Origin of the sequence: uncultured Halopseudomonas sp., assembly GCF_963977355.1 — a bacterium.
Taxonomy (GTDB): domain Bacteria; phylum Pseudomonadota; class Gammaproteobacteria; order Pseudomonadales; family Pseudomonadaceae; genus Halopseudomonas.
Genome location: NZ_CAXBOV010000008.1, coordinates 23,050 through 38,402 on the forward strand (window position 1 = coordinate 23,050; position 15,353 = coordinate 38,402).

The following is a 15,353-nucleotide window of genomic DNA, read 5'->3' on the forward strand; positions in this document are numbered from 1 at the left end:
TGCTAAGCTGTGTAATATCAACTAGCCAGCCTTTCAGTGGACCTGTCGAGTAATCGCAACTTGAAGAATCGATACTCCGAATTTCGGCAACTGCTTAACGACGTATCGGCGATGTACTCATCCGACGATGCGGATATGGCACGTCTCAGAGGCACCCAGCTTGCGTCGGTCGTGCGGGTATCATTGCCGATGATGCTGGCCAATGTGGGTAGCGCCGCTTGTGTTCTGATCGCTTTTGCGCCAAACATTCCACGTGCACTATGGCTATGGATGTCGCTGATAACTTTAGTCTGTGTCTTCTCCAGTCTTGGATGGTACAAGACGCGCAAACACCCTTTTACTCAGGCTTCGCCGAAAAGCGCTCACAAGGCCACACTACACGCCTCTATCCTGGCTCTCATCTGGGCATGGATGGTATTGACCTGGTTTCCTGAGGCCTCCCGCGGCCAACAAATGACCATCGCTACGATTGTCACGGGCATGATCAGCGCCGGCAGCTTTGTTCTCAGCCCGCTACCCTATGCGAGCATCAGTTATGCTCTTATTTATACTTTCGCCTCGATCGGCGCCCTTTGGCTGTCAGGCCAGATGATTTACATGGTCGTCGCGCTCCTGGTCTGTCTGTATTCACAGATGGTCTTGATCGGCTCTCTGTCTGCCTGGCGAAAGGCAACAGATCTGATTGCCGCCAAGTCCAAGTCCGAACGACAGGAGCAGTTTATGACGCTACTCCTGCAAGACTTTGAGCGTAATGCCGGTGACGCGCTCTGGGAGACTGACAGCAGCGGCAACCTGAACCATGTATCGCCCAGGCTGACCGACGTGCTGGCCTTGCGCGAAGACGAGCATCAGTCCCAGACATTCCTGCAACTGCTTGCCAACCGGTGCCCCGACGATGTTGGCCAGCTGCAACGACTGGCCACAGCCGGGCATCCTTTTCGTGAGCTGAAATTGACCATGCGTACAGCGCATAACACCATCCATCTGATCATGACGGGTAAGTGCCTGTACTCGGTCAAAGATGAATTTTTGGGCTGGCGCGGCGTATTGACCGACGTAACCGAGCGTGTCGAAAGCGAGGTAAAGCTCCACGAGCTAGCGCACACTGACTCTTTGACCTCCCTGTCCAACCGCTTTCATCTGCGTGAGGCCCTGGGCGAGGTGATCGGTCAGGAATCGCCTTTAGCGCTGCTATGCATCGATCTCGACCGTTTCAAGGCAGTGAATGACAATTACGGCCACAGTGTGGGCGACTCCATTCTTGTAGCCATTGCCAGGCGGTTGGAGTCCTGTGTTGGTGACAAAGCATTGATAGCCCGCTTGGGCGGCGACGAGTTTGCCATTGCACTCTGGTCAGCCGAAGGCGTTGCTTCGGCCCCTGAGCTGGCACAGAGCGTGGTACAAAGCCTGTCCGAGACGATCATGATAGAGGGTCGCCAGCACCGAGTCGGTGCGAGCGTGGGCTTCACCGTGCGCAATGGGCCCAGATGCGGGTTGGACGACCTGCTGGTGGAGGCTGATATCGCTATGTACGCGGCCAAGGAGACAGGTCGCGGGAGATGGGTCGAGTATTCACCGCGCCTGGGTGAAATCAACCGCCGTCGTTTGAGCATAGAGCAAGGCTTGCGTTACGCGATTGATAACGATGAAATATCGCTGCACTGGCAGCCCCTCGTCGACCTGCGCCACTGGCAGATCACCGGCGCAGAAGCACTGATGCGCTGGCATCACCCCGAAATGGGGAGTGTCAGCCCGATGGAATTCATTCCCATTGCAGAACAATGCGGCATGATTGACCAGCTCGGTTTATGGGCTCTGAAGGAAGCCTGCCGCGCAGGCACGCATGAACTTGCCGAGTTGACCATTGCGGTGAACATATCGGCTACGCAACTGCAATCCTCTGACTTTCTTGCCTCCCTCAAAGAAGTACTCCTCTCGTCAGGTATGGCACCGGAAAGACTTGAACTCGAATTGACCGAGTCCGTGCTGATAGATGATGCGGACAAGGCGATGGGTATTCTCAACGATATTCGCAGCACCGGCGTCAGATTGGCACTGGATGACTTCGGCACAGGTTATTCCTCGCTGTCTTACCTGCGCCGCTTTCCCTTCGATACGCTGAAGATTGATCGCTCCTTTGTCACCGAACTGCTGACCAAGGTCGATGCAAGGGCCATCGTCAAGATGATTACCGATCTGGCCCGGGAGTTGGGTAAGCGGACAGTGTGTGAGGGCGTAGAGACAGCAGAACAACTCGAGCTGATCCGCGCCGCGGATTGTCACGTGGTCCAGGGTTATCTGATATCCCGACCCTGTCCGCTCGAGGATTTTCCGCGCGTACTGGACCTTGAAATGAACCCGCGATTGCCGGAGTTATGAAGCGGAGGATTCGCGTCTGGTCACACGCACATCCAGATAGTCCCGTTGAATCGCTGTTTCCAGTGCATTGGCTGCGCTTACCAGCTCATCGTAGGTTTCTCTAAACGCACGCAGAGTTTCTATTTGCTGGCTATCGGGCGCTTCGCCCTGGCAGTCTTTGGCCATCTCGGTCAGGCAACAGAGGTAGTTTTTACGTGCCTGGGCAACCATCGTCAGCATCGGGTTGAGCGCCTCAAGACTGAGTTCGGGGATGGCCGGGTTGATGATGCTGCGATTGATTTCCCGGCGCTTCTTTTCCAGCTCCAGCAGCAGCCTGTTGCTATCGATTTCCATGTTTGTACCCTGTGTAAACGAAAAACGGGGCGATTAGAGTCAACGCCGCCCAAGCACCAACCGATTTCCCTTAAAAAAACCTCAGTCGTAGTCAGCCTGGAGCTTTTCGAGAATCAACTCTGGAGGCTGCGGATAGCTGAAAAAGTAGCCCTGAAACCCGGTGCAGCCCATTTTCAGCAACAGGTCCCACTGCTCTTGCTGTTCGATCCCCTCCGCGATGACATCCAGTTTTAGTTCGTGAGCCAACAAAAGGATGACCTTTACTATAGAGCGAGTCTCCGAATTACTTAATAACGTACGTACAAAACTGATATCGATTTTAAGCTCATCGATGGGTAACTGCCGAATGTAGGACAGAGAGGAATATCCCGTGCCAAAGTCATCGAGGGAAAAGCGTACACCCATGGCCCGAATGCGGCCCATTTGCTGAATACTGACGTCGATATACTCTGCTATGACGCTCTCAGTGACTTCAAGCTTCAGGGCTGAAGCGGGCAGTCCAGATTGAGCCAGCGTCGCCGCTACTTTTTCCGGGAAGTTACTCATCGCCAGCTGACTCTGGCTGATGTTTACCGAAAGCGTCCAGTCATCCATGGCAAACTGCTCGCGCCAGAGGCTCATTTGACTGCACGCCTTCAAGAGTATCTGATCGCTTAGGGGTACTATCAGGTTCTTCTTTTCAGCCAGCCCGATAAAGCTCGCGGGATTGATTAATCCGCGCTCAGGGTGGTTCCACCTGGCAAGGGCTTCAAACCCGATAAACCGACCGTTACGATCCACTTTGGGCTGGAACCAAGGCACGATCTCATTTTCCGCCAATAGCGCTCTGTTAAGGTCTGCAGTGAGCTGGTGCTCCTCTACCAGCTCTTTCTGCATGTTTTCGTCAAAGAGACTGAAGTGATTCTTCCCTTTCCTCTTGGCATCGTACATAGCGATGTCGGCCATCCTCATCAAGTCGCTGGCGGAGGTGGAATCATCATTGAAAAGCACAAAGCCGAGGCTGGTTGATATGGGAGGGCCATGGCCCAAAGCATCCGTTGGCACGGCTGCTGCTGCCAGAAGTTGCTGAGCCATGTGACTGATCTCTTCCAGGGCGGCATTGTACTCAAGGCACGTTGTATTGATGACCACCAGAAATTCATCGCCGCCCAATCGTGAAATGGAGTGGTGATCCCCCAGAACGCTGACAAAACGCTTGGATACTTCGATCAATAGCTGGTCGCCGTCACGATGGCCTAGCGTATCGTTTATCGACTTGAAATCATCCAGATCAGTCAGCATAACTGCACCAAAATGACCAGTTTTTGCGCTCTTACGCAAACACGTATCCAATTTAGAGGCGATCAGGCTGCGGTTAGGAAGATTGGTCAACGGGTCGAAGTAAGCCAGGTGTTCAATTTTTTCCTGGTGCTTCTGCCGCTCAGTAATATCCCTGACGATAGCGATAAACCGGGCGGGCTCATCCTCCAGCTGGACGTATTGCAGAGAAATATCTACCGGCAGGTCGTAGCCGCTTTTGTGCCGATGCATCGTTTGAAAATTCAAACGGCGGACCTCCCCGTTTATCAGAGGCTCAAGCATTTTCCTGAACTCTGATTCGGTAAAGAGCGGCTTTACGTCGAAGGGATGTAACTCCAAAAGCTCGCTCTCGGTGTAGCCGAGCTGGTCGAGCGCACCCTGATTCAGGTAGAAAAACTGTAGCGTCTGCGCATCAAACATGAAAACGCAATCCAGAGTACTGTCGAGCGTCTTGCGGAAGCGATTGAGGTTTAACCTGGCCTCCTCGCTTTCTGTAATATCCTGCAGGGCAGCAACCAGCAAACGTTCAGACCCGACCCTGGCTTCGGTGATTGCGATCTGAAGCGTGAAGCGCGTGCCATCGGCTTTGAGCCCCTGAACCGAACGCAGGTTACCCATTATTTTCCCTGGCGTTTTGCCCTCGGCATAGGACTCCATGTAACCAGGATGACTGTGTGCTACTTCTGGCGGCATGAGTTTGGTAATGAACTCGCCGATCAGTTCGTTCTCCGGGTATCCAAACATTTTGACCAGTGCCGGGTTCACACTCTGGATACGACCCTGAAGATCAGTCATGAGAACCGCATCATAGAGGGTATTGAGGATAGCGCGATTGATATTGAAACTATGCTCCAGGGCCTGCTGACTCTGATCCTCCGAAGTACCTGCAGCAATAAACTGTTCGGCCAGTTGGGCAATACGAGGTAGGGTTTCTTCTTTCTGCTCGTCGTGCTGTTTTGCCGTGACGCTGAGCGCAACCAGCAAGCCCTGATGGTCTCCCCTGGCATTGAAAAGATTAACGGCCTTGAGCGTGCGAGCTGTCACGAAGGAGGATCGGGAGGTCTCACCGTTCAATACGGCGACCGTCTCCTGTAATTCAACCTTGATGAGTTCCTTGGAGCTTCTGTCAATCAGCTGTTCCGCGGCCTGCAGATAAGATCTGATTTCTGCTTTATCAGCCGGCGTGTGTATGACGGGGTCAAGCGACTCATCCAGTACCAGGGCAAGCCACTTGTTACCGCTGGTACTGGCGGCAAGCTCAAATAGATCAGCGATGGCTTGTCTGACTTTGTAATTCATGGATTCCACCCTGTCCCTGATTTTTCTTGTTTGGCGCGCTAGTGACTGGCAGTGATTTGCGATCAGTATTGCTCAAAACTTATTTCAATATAGACCATTCAGCGAGATAGTGATGCCTGAACTGAGCTACTACAACCCTAAATATTCGGCTATCAAAAACGCCTCACCGGCGCCCTCCTCCTTGCCGAAATAGCTGACCGGCTCGCGCTGGTCATCTTCCATATAGCCTACTTCACAATCTATGTCGTATCGCCGTGCGAGGCTGTTGAACAGGTTCACAGGGAAGTTGAGGTGGATGTTCTTCTTTACCGGCTGGGTGATCCCCAGTTGCCAGTCCTCACAGTCGTCGCTTGCGCATTCATTGATGAGGGTAACGTTATTGGCTTCGTTGCCATCCACATAAGCCTGCAAGGCTGCCTGCAGCCCTGGCAGGTTCTGCCTCAGCTTCTTCTCCTGTTTTTCATCAAGGCGATCACAGGCGATGAGAAGATATATGAGCATCTAGATATCCCGAATTGAATTTGGCAGGCCCAGTGTACACGTGGCTTTGCCCCAAGCAGAACTCACTTGGTGCTAGCCACCGAATCAATCAGCGCGTATTGCCTCGATAGTCTGGCCTGAACCGGAACGGAGAATCAGCCTGCCTACATTATCGATCTCAAAGTACTGAGTGTTACCCAGCAGTTCCAGGAAGCGCTGCTCCTGGTTATTGAGTGAAGGCGCGCAGGCCATCCTCGTTGAAGCTAGCGGGCCTGTGGTGAGTGTTTCACCTGTCACTTGGTACTGCCCTCGATAATTGTTGCAGCTGGCTAGACCGTAAAGTTGGCCGTCTGTCTCGAAATTAAGAGTGACACGCGAGCGGTCGATGATTCCTGCCCCGGCAATGTCTTCGACCACCCACTCGGTTCCACTAAGCAGCGACTGGGGGTTACCGCCGCAGCCCTGCAGGTTCTGTCCGTCGACCTCCACCTTGACTTGATGCGGATAAGGCATACCGGACATGGAATCACGGCAGATAGCATGAACAATATCGACAGCAACTGTGTGCTGATTATTGGTTGCAATAAAGCGTGAGCCGTTGCTCATGGGTTGCCCCAGGGGCAATGGCATGTGCACTTGCTGTTGGCCGTAATCCCACTCGAGGACTACCTCGCCGTCGGCCAGGGACAGTAGCCAGCCAGGCTCGTTACCTTGAGCCTGATAAGGCAGGGACACGCCACTTTGCGAGTGCGCATATGCCCCTGCCTGTAGCTCGGAATCCATGCTGTTCAATTCGTTTACCGCATCAATGGGCTGGTCTTTATCGGCGTCCAAAAGTACTGCCTGATCACCGATTGCAGTGCAGCCTGTAAGGCCGGCCAGCAACAATAGAGTGAGGGGTATGTTGTGAAAAGAAGGGCTTTTAGCGTCACGTTTGATGTATTGCATTGGTCTTCTGCTTTGGCAATGGACGGATAGAGCAGGCGCTCGATTTAACCTGGCTGCACAAACCTTATAGTGAAACACTCCTCAATGGGTAGCGAGAAAGTACCCGTGCCCGTCACCTGTGCATCGACCGGCTGCCCAAGGGTCTTGCCAGCTCCACCCACCCAGGGCACTATGCCCTTCACTGCTCATGACGCAGTCCCTCCTTAGCGGCATGGACGTCCTGTTTTCGATTGAGACGCTCTCTACCCTTCTGATGGCCCTGCGAGGTGCTTGGCTGCGTGTAGTCGTCGTAAGGCAAACCGGTAGTACGTGGCTTGATGTGCAGAGGTTCCTGAACGGGCATGACCGATACTATATGCATTGGTTGCCCAATCTGATCACTCGTGGCCATTAAGGAGGCTTCCTCAATGGGGTGTCTTACTACCAGAAGGCGACAACACGCCTGTGTGCTAACGCTGGTTTTCTCGGGACTGCTTTTGCTGGCCGGCTGTTCTGATCAGAGCAACCAGCAGTCGGTCGATACATCCGAACCGCCGCCTGCTCCTGTAAAGCCCCCCGCGGCGGTTCAGCAACCCACTGAAAGTTATCCGTCTTACCAAGCACAACAAGGCAGCCACTCCACCGATTACAGTGATGCCGATAATGCTCACGATCAGTTCGTTATCGAGATTGAGGCTAGCGTTGAGACGGCTGCACCACAACAAGCAAATCCTATCGAAGAGTACCGCGTGGTACTCGCGGCAGACGAGACAGTACGGATGCCGGGGATACCGGGTGAGCTTCGGGTGTGGATCGGAGGTCAGGACTATCAGCCACGTTTTGCCGATGACATGGTCGAGGATGAAACCGCTGTACCTGCGGTTGGCGAGTCCGCGAAGGTACAGCCCTTTGCACCGGCCTTCAGGATAGAGCCAGAGGAAACCCAGTGCATCCGCATACATCCCTCCGGGTCGGAGGTGCGCTTCAAACTGATTCCGGTCGAACAGGGCGAGTTTGAGGTAGGTGCCGACGTCTTTTTCTTCGACTCGCCTGACTGCAAGGGGTCACCAATCCCCAAGACCGCTGCCACCCTGAAAGTTCAGGTGGAAGTAGATCCTCAGAAAATCGTCATTGGCAAAGCGCTGCAACTGTGGGACGTGCTTTGGGAAAAGTTTGTCGAGTTCTGGGCAGCTCTGGTCGCCATATTCTTCGGCGTATTGCTGTTTCTCATCCGTGGCCGGCTGAAAAAATGGTTCGGTTACGAGGGTGAGTGAGTTGTTTTCTGGGTTACCTGGCGATGCTGTGAGCAAACAGAACATCACCTCCAACAAAAACCTTGATGGCTGGTAGATCCATGGGGAAAGCGCATCAGGCAGTTCAGCCCGATGCGCCTATGGCAGAGAGGGGGAAGAAACCTAGTCCAGCCTGACTACCACACGTCCGACCATCTTGCCGCCGAGGATGCGTTGGATCTCTGCAGGCAGATCATCCAGGCCGACTTCGTGCTCCAGGGGTTGCAGGTCGGTTTTCCACTGCACGGAGAGTCGGTCCCACATCGAGGCTTTCACCACCAGCGGCTGCTCTACCGAGTCCACGCCCAGCAGGTTCACGTTACGCAAGATGAACGGCAGCACGCTGCCCTGGAACTGGGTGCCCGCGGTCAGGCCACAGGTGACAACGCTGGCGCCATAGCGTAACGACTTGACCACGTTGAACAGGATATCGCCGCCGACCGTATCGACTGCGCCTGCCCACTGCTCCTTGAGCATGGGCTTTTCCTTGCCTGCCTCAAGCATGGTGCGGTCAATGATCTGGCTGGCCCCGAGCTTGCGCAGGAAATCGGCCTCAAGCGCCTTGCCAGTGGATGCAGCTACCTCGTAGCCCAGGCCTGACAGCATGGACACGGCGATGCTGCCTACCCCACCGGTGGCGCCGGTCACCAGCACCGGGCCTTGCTCGGGAGCGAGGCCAGCCTGCTCGAGCTTATCGATACACAGGGCTGCAGTCAGACCGGCGGTGCCCAGCAGCATGCTGTCGCGCAGCGACAAGCCTTCTGGGCGCTTGAGAACCCATGCAGCGGGAACGCGGATGTACTGGCCATAGCCACCAGCGGTGTTCATCCCGAGGTCGTAACCGGTAACGATCACTTCATCGCCGACACTGAGCTCTGGTACAGATGAGGCTTCAACTACACCGGCGGCATCGATGCCGGGCGTGTGCGGAAACTGTTTGGTTACGCCCTTGTTGCCAGATGCGGAAAGTGCATCCTTGAAGTTCAGCGAAGAGTACTTGACCCGAATCAGCACTTCCCCGGCGGGCAGGTCATCGATATGCCTGGTGGTGATACGGGATACATATTTGCCGTCTTCTTCGGTGACGACCAGAGCCTTGAATTCAGACATGTTTTTCTCCTACCAGAAACGCTGATTGTGAAAGCGTGACACCCAGGTCAGCAGCAAACGATCAACTGTTGCCGACATGCCTGCCGACAGTTTGTCCTGCAGGCGTTTACGATGCACATAATGCACTTCAAAGACGTCCGCTTCGTGGATCATGCGACTAATGTACTGGTCGCTGGTGGTAATTTCATCTGCCAGGGATTTTTCCAGGGCTTCAGTACCGAACCATATTTCCCCGGTAGCCACCTCGGCTACGTCCAGCTGCGGGCGGTACTGACCAACAAACGACTTGAACAGTCGATGAATGTTTTCCAGGTCCTCCTGGAATTTCTCGCGCCCCTTATCGGTGTTCTCGCCAAATAGCGTCAAAGTGCGCTTGTACTCACCGGCTGTCAGCATCTCGTAATCCACGTCATGCTTCTTGAGTACCCGATTGAAGTTCGGCATCTGCGCGACCACCCCGATGGAGCCCAGTATGGCAAAAGGCGCTGCCAGCACCTTGTTGCCAATACAGGCCATCATGTAGCCGCCACTGGCTGCCACCTTGTCGACACAGACCGTAAGCGGTACGCCAGCATCACGAATACGCACCAATTGCGAGGCAGCAAGACCATAGGCATGCACCATACCGCCGCCGCTCTCAAGCTTGATGACCACTTCATCTTTTTCCGTGGCCAGCTCCAGCAAGGCGGTTACCTCGTGGCGCAGGTTATCCAGGGCACTGGCCTTGATATCGCCATCAAAACCCAGCACGAATACGCGCTTGCCGGTCTCTGTTGATTTTTCACGTGCCTTGGCTTTTGCCTTGCGCGCCTTGACCAATGCCTTCAGGGCAGTCTTGTTGAGTATTGTGTGCTCAAGCTTCTCGGTCATGCGTTGCAACTGGTCGTTTAGGCGCACCACCGTCAACGCACCCTCCTCTCGCTTGCTACGCGACTTCAGCGAGGCAATCAAAGAGACAATCAAAAACACCACTACGACAAACGTAAAAGCCTTAGCAAGAAACATTGTGTACTCAGCAAGCCATTCCACAAGCGCACTCCAAACAATCAAAAATGGGTTAAAAATAATAGACAGCAAGCATACAGGATCATCCGACACTGAGGCGCGGAGGTGCCACAAGATGATTCAAACAAGCGTATGGTTTTCAGTTGACACCACCCACGTCGCCCCATACCCTCATGTCTTACTTTCAAGACAGGTGACAACGTGGGCAGTATCTATCTGATAAGGCATGGTCAGGCTTCCCTGGGTGCCGCTAACTACGACGTACTGTCCGAACTGGGCATCAAGCAGTCCAAATTACTTGGCCAGTTCGCACATTCCAACGGCCTCAGATTTGAACGTTCCTACGCAGGAGAGATGCAACGCCAGATTGATACTGGCCGCCATGCCCTGGCAGAAATGCCCGGATCGGGAACCGAGATTCTGATTGAGCCTGCATTCAATGAATACGCCGCTGACGAGGTTATGCGCACCTACCTGCCCCACCTGGAACAGAGCGAGCCAAAAGCACGGTATTTTGTTGAGAACGCAGGTCAATACCGAAAGGAATTCCAGAAAGTGTTCAGCCAGGTAATCACCATGTGGATTACCGAGAAGAATCACGTACCCGGCTGCGAGCCCTGGTCAGACTTTGTGGCTCGGGTAAAGGCTGGCCTTGCACGGGTCATGGAACAGGCTGGACGCGGTGAGAACATCGCTATCTTTACCTCGGGCGGCACCATTACCGCAGCCCTGCAACTGATCACGGATATGCCGGCTACCAGTGCTTTCGAACTGAACTGGCAAATAGTGAACACCTCTGTAAGCCGTCTACAATATGGTAGAAGCAAGATCAGTCTGGCCTCTTTCAACAGCCAGTCGCATCTTGACGTACACCAGCAGCCAGACTGGGTCACTTACAGATAACCAATGGCGTCAGGCTTCGCCTGCTACCTTTCAAGCATAGAAACAAGGACTTAGACATGAGCAACGTTGCAGAAGTTACCCAGAAGATGGAAGAGAAGTTCAACCCGTCCGCCGCTGCCGGTCTGGACCTGGTATTCCAGTTCAACATCGAAGACGACAGCAACTTCAACGTCACTATCAAGGATGGCACTTGCGCCATCGCCCAGGGCGAGGCTGCTTCGCCTAACGTTACCCTGATCATGGACAGCGACACCCTGAACGGCGTAATGAGTGGCGAGACCGATGGCATGCAGGCCTTCATGGCTGGCAAGCTGCGCGCTGAAGGCGACATGATGCTTGCTCTGAAGCTGGGCGAGTTGTTCCCGGCTTAAGCAGCAGAAGCGACACAAAAAACCGGAGCCCAAGCTCCGGTTTTTTATGCTTTTGATTTTGGACAGCCCTATCTCAGCTACGCATTGGCCGAAAGAGCGTTCCGGCTGGTCAGGGTGAAGAAAGTGTCCAAAACATGGACGTTTTGGCCAAGCCTACAAGGACGTATCCACGGCGTCTTTCGCAACCCTGCCCAGCCGGGCCGCGACCACCACCGAATTACTTTCGAGCGTAACACCAGGCTTTTCGAGCTCCGAGCATATCATCGCAGGCCGGCAGTTCACGCCGACACGCTGCAAGTACGTCCCTGTAAGCTCGACGATGGCATCCCTGCCATCGACGGTCGGCTTAGCTCCACAGCACTGCGATGATCGGCACAATGTGCTTACTGAAAGAAAACCCGAGCAAAGCCAAAATAGCCCCAACCAATCCCCCAACAACACGAACCCTGATAACCCCATTCAAACGAGCGTTTGGCTTGTTACAAACCGCGGCCTGCATTAGATTAGCTGATTGTCCTAGACCACCATCATAAGGAAAGCCATGAGCGCAACAGACCAGGCTAGCCAGATCCGCGAAGGCGAAGAGCTCGACGTACAGGCTGTAGACCAGTACCTCAAGAGTCAGATCCCGGGTCTTGAAGGCACCCCGACTATTACCCAGTTTCCCGGCGGCGCATCCAATCTGACCTATCTGGTCGCCTACCCCGATCAGGAATTCGTACTGCGTCGTCCGCCGTTTGGCAAGAAGGCCAAATCGGCCCACGACATGGGCCGCGAATACCGGATTCTCAAGCAGCTGGGCGAAGGCTTCCCCTATTGCCCCAAGGTATACGCCTACTGCACCGACGACAGCGTCATCGGCGACGAGTTCTACGTCATGGAGCGCATCGAAGGTATCATCTTGCGCTCAGAGTTACCCGATGACCTGGGCCTGGACGAGGGCAAGACGCGCGAGCTGTGCAAGAGCTTTATCGACAAGTTTGTCGACCTGCACAACCTTGATTACGAAACCTGCGGACTAGGCGACCTGGGCAAGCCCGAAGGCTATGTGAAGCGTCAGATTGAAGGCTGGATCGACCGCTATCAGAAAGCCGCCACACCAGACGCCCCAGACTGGAAAGCTGTGATGGAGTGGCTCCGCGAGAAAATGCCTGCCGATCACCACAAGCCCGGCCTGATACATAACGACTATCGATTCGACAACGTCATTCTGGATCCGAATAACCCGATGGAAATCATCGGTGTGCTGGACTGGGAAATGACCACGATTGGCGATCCGCTGATGGATCTGGGCAACACCCTTGCCTACTGGATCCAGGCCGATGATCCGCAGCCGATCCAACTAATGCGCCGCCAGCCAAGCCACGCACCCGGCATGCTGACCCGTCAGGAGTTCGCTGATTACTATGCCGAAAAAGCCGGCATCGAGATCCCGAATCTGGATTACTACTACACCTATGGCCTGTTCCGTCTGGCAGGCATCATGCAACAGATCTACTACCGCTTTTACCATGGCCAGACCAAGGACAAGCGTTTCGGCAGCTTCATCCACATGAACAAACTGCTCGAACAGACAAGTCTGGACGTGATCAACAAATCATCTCTCTAACCTTTTGAGGAGGATACTAATATGCAGAAGACTCAACTGTTTGATCTGGACGGCAAGGTAGCGCTGGTTACTGGCGCCAGCCGCGGTATTGGCGAGTCCATCGCCCGCCTGTTGGCCCAACAGGGCGCACACGTGATCGTGTCCAGCCGCAAGATCGACGGCTGCCAGGAAGTGGCCGACTCTATCGTTGCTGCCGGCGGCAAGGCCACAGCCGTTGCTTGCCACATTGGTGAAATGGGACAGATTACTGCTGCCATCGAGAAGATCCGCGCTGACTTCGGCAAGCTGGATATCCTGGTCAACAACGCTGCGACCAATCCCTACTTCGGCAACGTATTGGATACCGACCTGACGGCATTCCAGAAAACCGTAGATGTAAACATCCGCGGCTATTTCTTCATGTCTGTAGAAGCTGGCAAATTGATGCGCGAAAATGGCGGCGGAGCCATTCTCAACGTCGCCTCGGTCAATGGTATGGTGCCCGGCGATATGCAGGGGATCTATTCGATCACCAAGGCAGCCGTTATCAACATGACCAAGGTGTTTGCCAAGGAATGTGCCCAGTTTGGCATCCGTTGCAACGCCCTGCTGCCAGGCCTGACTGATACCAAGTTTGCCTCGGCACTGACCACCAACGACTCGATTCTGAAGACGGCTCTGCAACGTATCCCGCTGCGTCGCGCTGCTGATCCGAGTGAGATGGCTGGCACAGTGCTGTATCTGGTGAGCGAGGCGTCAAGCTACACCACAGGTGCAGCTATCAACGTCGACGGCGGTATGCTCGCTTAAGATGTTGACCGGTCCTGCGCCTGCAGGACCGGGCTATTGCTTACTGTGAGCGCTGCATAGCGTTCACAGCCTGCCTGTTCATGGGTACCGGGGTCAGCCCCGTCTCACCAATCTCGATTCCGAAGCGCGCACCCTCAGCCATGGGTATGAAGCGCACCACAAATGCGTCGGTTTCCAGCAACGACCCACTATCCAGGCGATCCAGCCAGTGCCATGCATCACGCCAGGCTGGCGTTTCATGCAATACACCCGACTGCTCGACGGACTCGAGTCCACGCTGCTGCTCCAGGGCCAGATAACGACCGGTTAGCCGGTGTAAACGATAACCGTCCTGTAACCCTATGGCATTGGCCAGACCGCGCCAGCGCAGAACCTGGGCGTCAAGCTGCCACATGTCACCTTCGAGAATGATCGACCTTGGCTCGGTACCGGCAGAAAACAGCAGTTCGAACTGCTGATCTCCGACCTTGCGAAACTCCAGAGTGGCAACGTTGGCGCCTGGGTCCAGGGCTTTGAACTGCTGCAGTTGCCAGGCAACAATAAGCAGCGCACCCGCCAACGCAATGCCCAGCAACAACACATTGCCCTTGAGCCACTGTAGCAACCAGCCGAGACGCCAGCCGGCACGCAGCACAGCAACAAGGATCAGCGCGACTATGACCAGTACCAAACCGGCCAGACCGTAGTACTGCATGGTAGCTCCTGTGTTTTCTCAGGCCGGGACGGGCGGGAGAGGTTGACCTTCAAGACGTGCCAGATGGCAATCAATCAGCCAGCGGGAAATAGTGCCCTGGGGTGGAATGCCCGGCAACCGGTCAACCGGCCACCAGTCCGCTTCTTCTATCTCACCAGGTTGGGGCACTATCTCACCACTGACATAGCGAGCATGGAAACCCATCATCAGCGAATTAGGGAAAGGCCAGTTTTGGCTACCCAGGTACTCAAGCTGATCGACCTTGAGGCCCACCTCCTCCATTACTTCACGGTGCAGACATTCTTCGACCGACTCACCCGGCTCGATAAAGCCAGCCAGGGTGCTGAAAAAGCCGGGTCGAAAATGCGGAGCCCTTGCCAATAGCACCTCATTGCCCCGGGTAATCAGCACGATAATGCACGGCGCAAGTTTGGGATACTGGCGCAAGTCACACTGGCTACACTCCATTGCGCGCTCTTCGCCGCGGGGCTGCATGGGAGCAGAACAGCGACCGCAGAAGCGGTGACTGTCATACCAGGCGTCCAGCTGCTGGGCCAGACCGAGCAAACGAAACAGGTCATCGTCAATCTGACCGATCAATCCGCGCAGGCCATGCCAGGTCAGCCCCGGCACCTGAGCGGGGTCGCTGATGCGCAGCAGATGACAGGGCTTCTCGTCGAGATGGCCGAGCAGCAACTGATGATCAATGTTGCCGAGAAAGCGGACGGCGTCGGGCTCAAGCAGGAAGCGGCCCTGCAGCATTCCGAATTGTTGTTCATGGAAGATTACTACCCAGTCCTGATCATCGATCCTGGCAGTCCGGGTAGCCGGCACAAAACGTTTTGTAGTCAAACCCATACCGC

15 protein-coding genes are annotated in these 15,353 nt (G+C 54.8%); 6 read left to right on the plus strand and 9 right to left on the minus strand.

Translation table 11 applies throughout. From position 1 onward, the window contains the following. The first annotated feature begins 135 nt into the window (after positions 1-135). Entirely contained in the window at positions 136-2,379 is a 2,244-nt protein-coding gene (locus tag AAC076_RS05580) for an EAL domain-containing protein (protein WP_339843468.1), read from the plus strand. Here the strand turns inward: AAC076_RS05580 and AAC076_RS05585 are convergent. From AAC076_RS05585 to AAC076_RS05605, 5 genes are all read right to left on the minus strand, one after another. Beyond that, the gene (locus tag AAC076_RS05585) at positions 2,374-2,712 is read right to left on the minus strand and encodes a hypothetical protein (RefSeq protein WP_339843469.1); all 339 of its coding nucleotides are present in this window, start codon (positions 2,710-2,712) and stop codon (positions 2,374-2,376) included. The genes AAC076_RS05580 and AAC076_RS05585 overlap by 6 nt on opposite strands. An 81-nt stretch (positions 2,713-2,793) precedes the next feature. After that, positions 2,794-5,310: an EAL domain-containing protein gene (locus AAC076_RS05590; RefSeq protein ID WP_339843471.1), complete on the minus strand. Its 2,517-nt coding sequence runs from the start codon at positions 5,308-5,310 to the stop codon at positions 2,794-2,796. Positions 5,311-5,439: 129 nt separating this feature from the next. Continuing rightward, complete coding sequence (locus AAC076_RS05595; protein WP_339843473.1) at positions 5,440-5,811, minus strand: hypothetical protein; 372 nt, start codon at positions 5,809-5,811, stop codon at positions 5,440-5,442. A gap of 84 nt (positions 5,812-5,895) precedes the next feature. Continuing rightward, positions 5,896-6,738 (minus strand): META domain-containing protein, encoded by an 843-nt coding sequence (locus AAC076_RS05600; protein ID WP_339843474.1) that lies wholly within the window; start codon positions 6,736-6,738, stop codon positions 5,896-5,898. Between the two features lie 178 nt (positions 6,739-6,916). Beyond that, positions 6,917-7,129 carry a hypothetical protein gene (locus AAC076_RS05605; RefSeq protein WP_339843476.1) on the minus strand — a complete coding sequence of 71 codons (213 nt, stop codon included), beginning with the start codon at positions 7,127-7,129 and terminating at the stop codon, positions 6,917-6,919. Between the two features lie 16 nt (positions 7,130-7,145). Between AAC076_RS05605 and AAC076_RS05610 the strand changes: the two genes are divergently transcribed. Beyond that, positions 7,146-7,991 (plus strand): hypothetical protein, encoded by an 846-nt coding sequence (locus tag AAC076_RS05610; RefSeq protein ID WP_339843478.1) that lies wholly within the window; start codon positions 7,146-7,148, stop codon positions 7,989-7,991. A 141-nt stretch (positions 7,992-8,132) separates the two neighbouring features. Here the strand turns inward: AAC076_RS05610 and AAC076_RS05615 are convergent, their stop codons facing one another. After that, on the minus strand, positions 8,133-9,119 hold the full coding sequence (locus tag AAC076_RS05615; RefSeq protein WP_339843481.1) for a YhdH/YhfP family quinone oxidoreductase: 987 nt from the start codon (positions 9,117-9,119) through the stop codon (positions 8,133-8,135). Positions 9,120-9,128: 9 nt separating this feature from the next. After that, positions 9,129-10,148, minus strand: coding sequence for a protease SohB (gene sohB, locus AAC076_RS05620; protein WP_339843483.1), 1,020 nt, complete (start codon positions 10,146-10,148; stop codon positions 9,129-9,131). 177 nt (positions 10,149-10,325) lie between these two features. Between sohB and AAC076_RS05625 the strand changes: the two genes are divergently transcribed. The 4 genes from AAC076_RS05625 to AAC076_RS05640 all read left to right on the plus strand — a co-directional run bounded on the left by AAC076_RS05625 (position 10,326) and on the right by AAC076_RS05640 (position 13,796). Continuing rightward, positions 10,326-11,027, plus strand: coding sequence for a histidine phosphatase family protein (locus AAC076_RS05625; RefSeq protein WP_339843485.1), 702 nt, complete (start codon positions 10,326-10,328; stop codon positions 11,025-11,027). Positions 11,028-11,083: 56 nt separating this feature from the next. Continuing rightward, positions 11,084-11,398 (plus strand): SCP2 sterol-binding domain-containing protein, encoded by a 315-nt coding sequence (locus tag AAC076_RS05630; RefSeq protein ID WP_339843486.1) that lies wholly within the window; start codon positions 11,084-11,086, stop codon positions 11,396-11,398. 541 nt (positions 11,399-11,939) lie between these two features. After that, positions 11,940-13,007, plus strand: coding sequence for a phosphotransferase family protein (locus AAC076_RS05635; protein ID WP_339843488.1), 1,068 nt, complete (start codon positions 11,940-11,942; stop codon positions 13,005-13,007). Between the two features lie 21 nt (positions 13,008-13,028). After that, positions 13,029-13,796 (plus strand): SDR family oxidoreductase, encoded by a 768-nt coding sequence (locus tag AAC076_RS05640; protein WP_339843490.1) that lies wholly within the window; start codon positions 13,029-13,031, stop codon positions 13,794-13,796. A 40-nt stretch (positions 13,797-13,836) separates the two neighbouring features. On the opposite strand, the gene AAC076_RS05645 is transcribed toward AAC076_RS05640, so the two are convergent. Both AAC076_RS05645 and nudC read right to left on the minus strand, forming a co-directional pair. Next, the gene (locus AAC076_RS05645) at positions 13,837-14,490 is read right to left on the minus strand and encodes a hypothetical protein (RefSeq protein WP_339843491.1); all 654 of its coding nucleotides are present in this window, start codon (positions 14,488-14,490) and stop codon (positions 13,837-13,839) included. A gap of 18 nt (positions 14,491-14,508) precedes the next feature. Further along, complete coding sequence (gene nudC / locus AAC076_RS05650) at positions 14,509-15,348, minus strand: NAD(+) diphosphatase (RefSeq protein WP_339843492.1); 840 nt, start codon at positions 15,346-15,348, stop codon at positions 14,509-14,511. Positions 15,349-15,353 lie beyond the last annotated feature (5 nt).

What these genes read in the sequence shown, in the direction of transcription:
- AAC076_RS05595 (WP_339843473.1), bottom strand. Translation starts at nt 5,811, where the DNA reads ATGCTCATATATCTTCTCATCGCCTGTGATCGCCTTGATGAAAAACAG.
- AAC076_RS05630 (WP_339843486.1), top strand. Translation starts at nt 11,084, where the DNA reads ATGAGCAACGTTGCAGAAGTTACCCAGAAGATGGAAGAGAAGTTCAAC.
- AAC076_RS05590 (WP_339843471.1), bottom strand. Translation starts at nt 5,310, where the DNA reads ATGAATTACAAAGTCAGACAAGCCATCGCTGATCTATTTGAGCTTGCC.
- AAC076_RS05605 (WP_339843476.1), bottom strand. Translation starts at nt 7,129, where the DNA reads ATGGCCACGAGTGATCAGATTGGGCAACCAATGCATATAGTATCGGTC.
- AAC076_RS05580 (WP_339843468.1), top strand. Translation starts at nt 136, where the DNA reads ATGGCACGTCTCAGAGGCACCCAGCTTGCGTCGGTCGTGCGGGTATCA.
- AAC076_RS05635 (WP_339843488.1), top strand. Translation starts at nt 11,940, where the DNA reads ATGAGCGCAACAGACCAGGCTAGCCAGATCCGCGAAGGCGAAGAGCTC.
- AAC076_RS05585 (WP_339843469.1), bottom strand. Translation starts at nt 2,712, where the DNA reads ATGGAAATCGATAGCAACAGGCTGCTGCTGGAGCTGGAAAAGAAGCGC.
- AAC076_RS05645 (WP_339843491.1), bottom strand. Translation starts at nt 14,490, where the DNA reads ATGCAGTACTACGGTCTGGCCGGTTTGGTACTGGTCATAGTCGCGCTG.
- AAC076_RS05610 (WP_339843478.1), top strand. Translation starts at nt 7,146, where the DNA reads ATGGGGTGTCTTACTACCAGAAGGCGACAACACGCCTGTGTGCTAACG.
- AAC076_RS05615 (WP_339843481.1), bottom strand. Translation starts at nt 9,119, where the DNA reads ATGTCTGAATTCAAGGCTCTGGTCGTCACCGAAGAAGACGGCAAATAT.
- AAC076_RS05600 (WP_339843474.1), bottom strand. Translation starts at nt 6,738, where the DNA reads ATGCAATACATCAAACGTGACGCTAAAAGCCCTTCTTTTCACAACATA.
- nudC (WP_339843492.1), bottom strand. Translation starts at nt 15,348, where the DNA reads ATGGGTTTGACTACAAAACGTTTTGTGCCGGCTACCCGGACTGCCAGG.
- AAC076_RS05640 (WP_339843490.1), top strand. Translation starts at nt 13,029, where the DNA reads ATGCAGAAGACTCAACTGTTTGATCTGGACGGCAAGGTAGCGCTGGTT.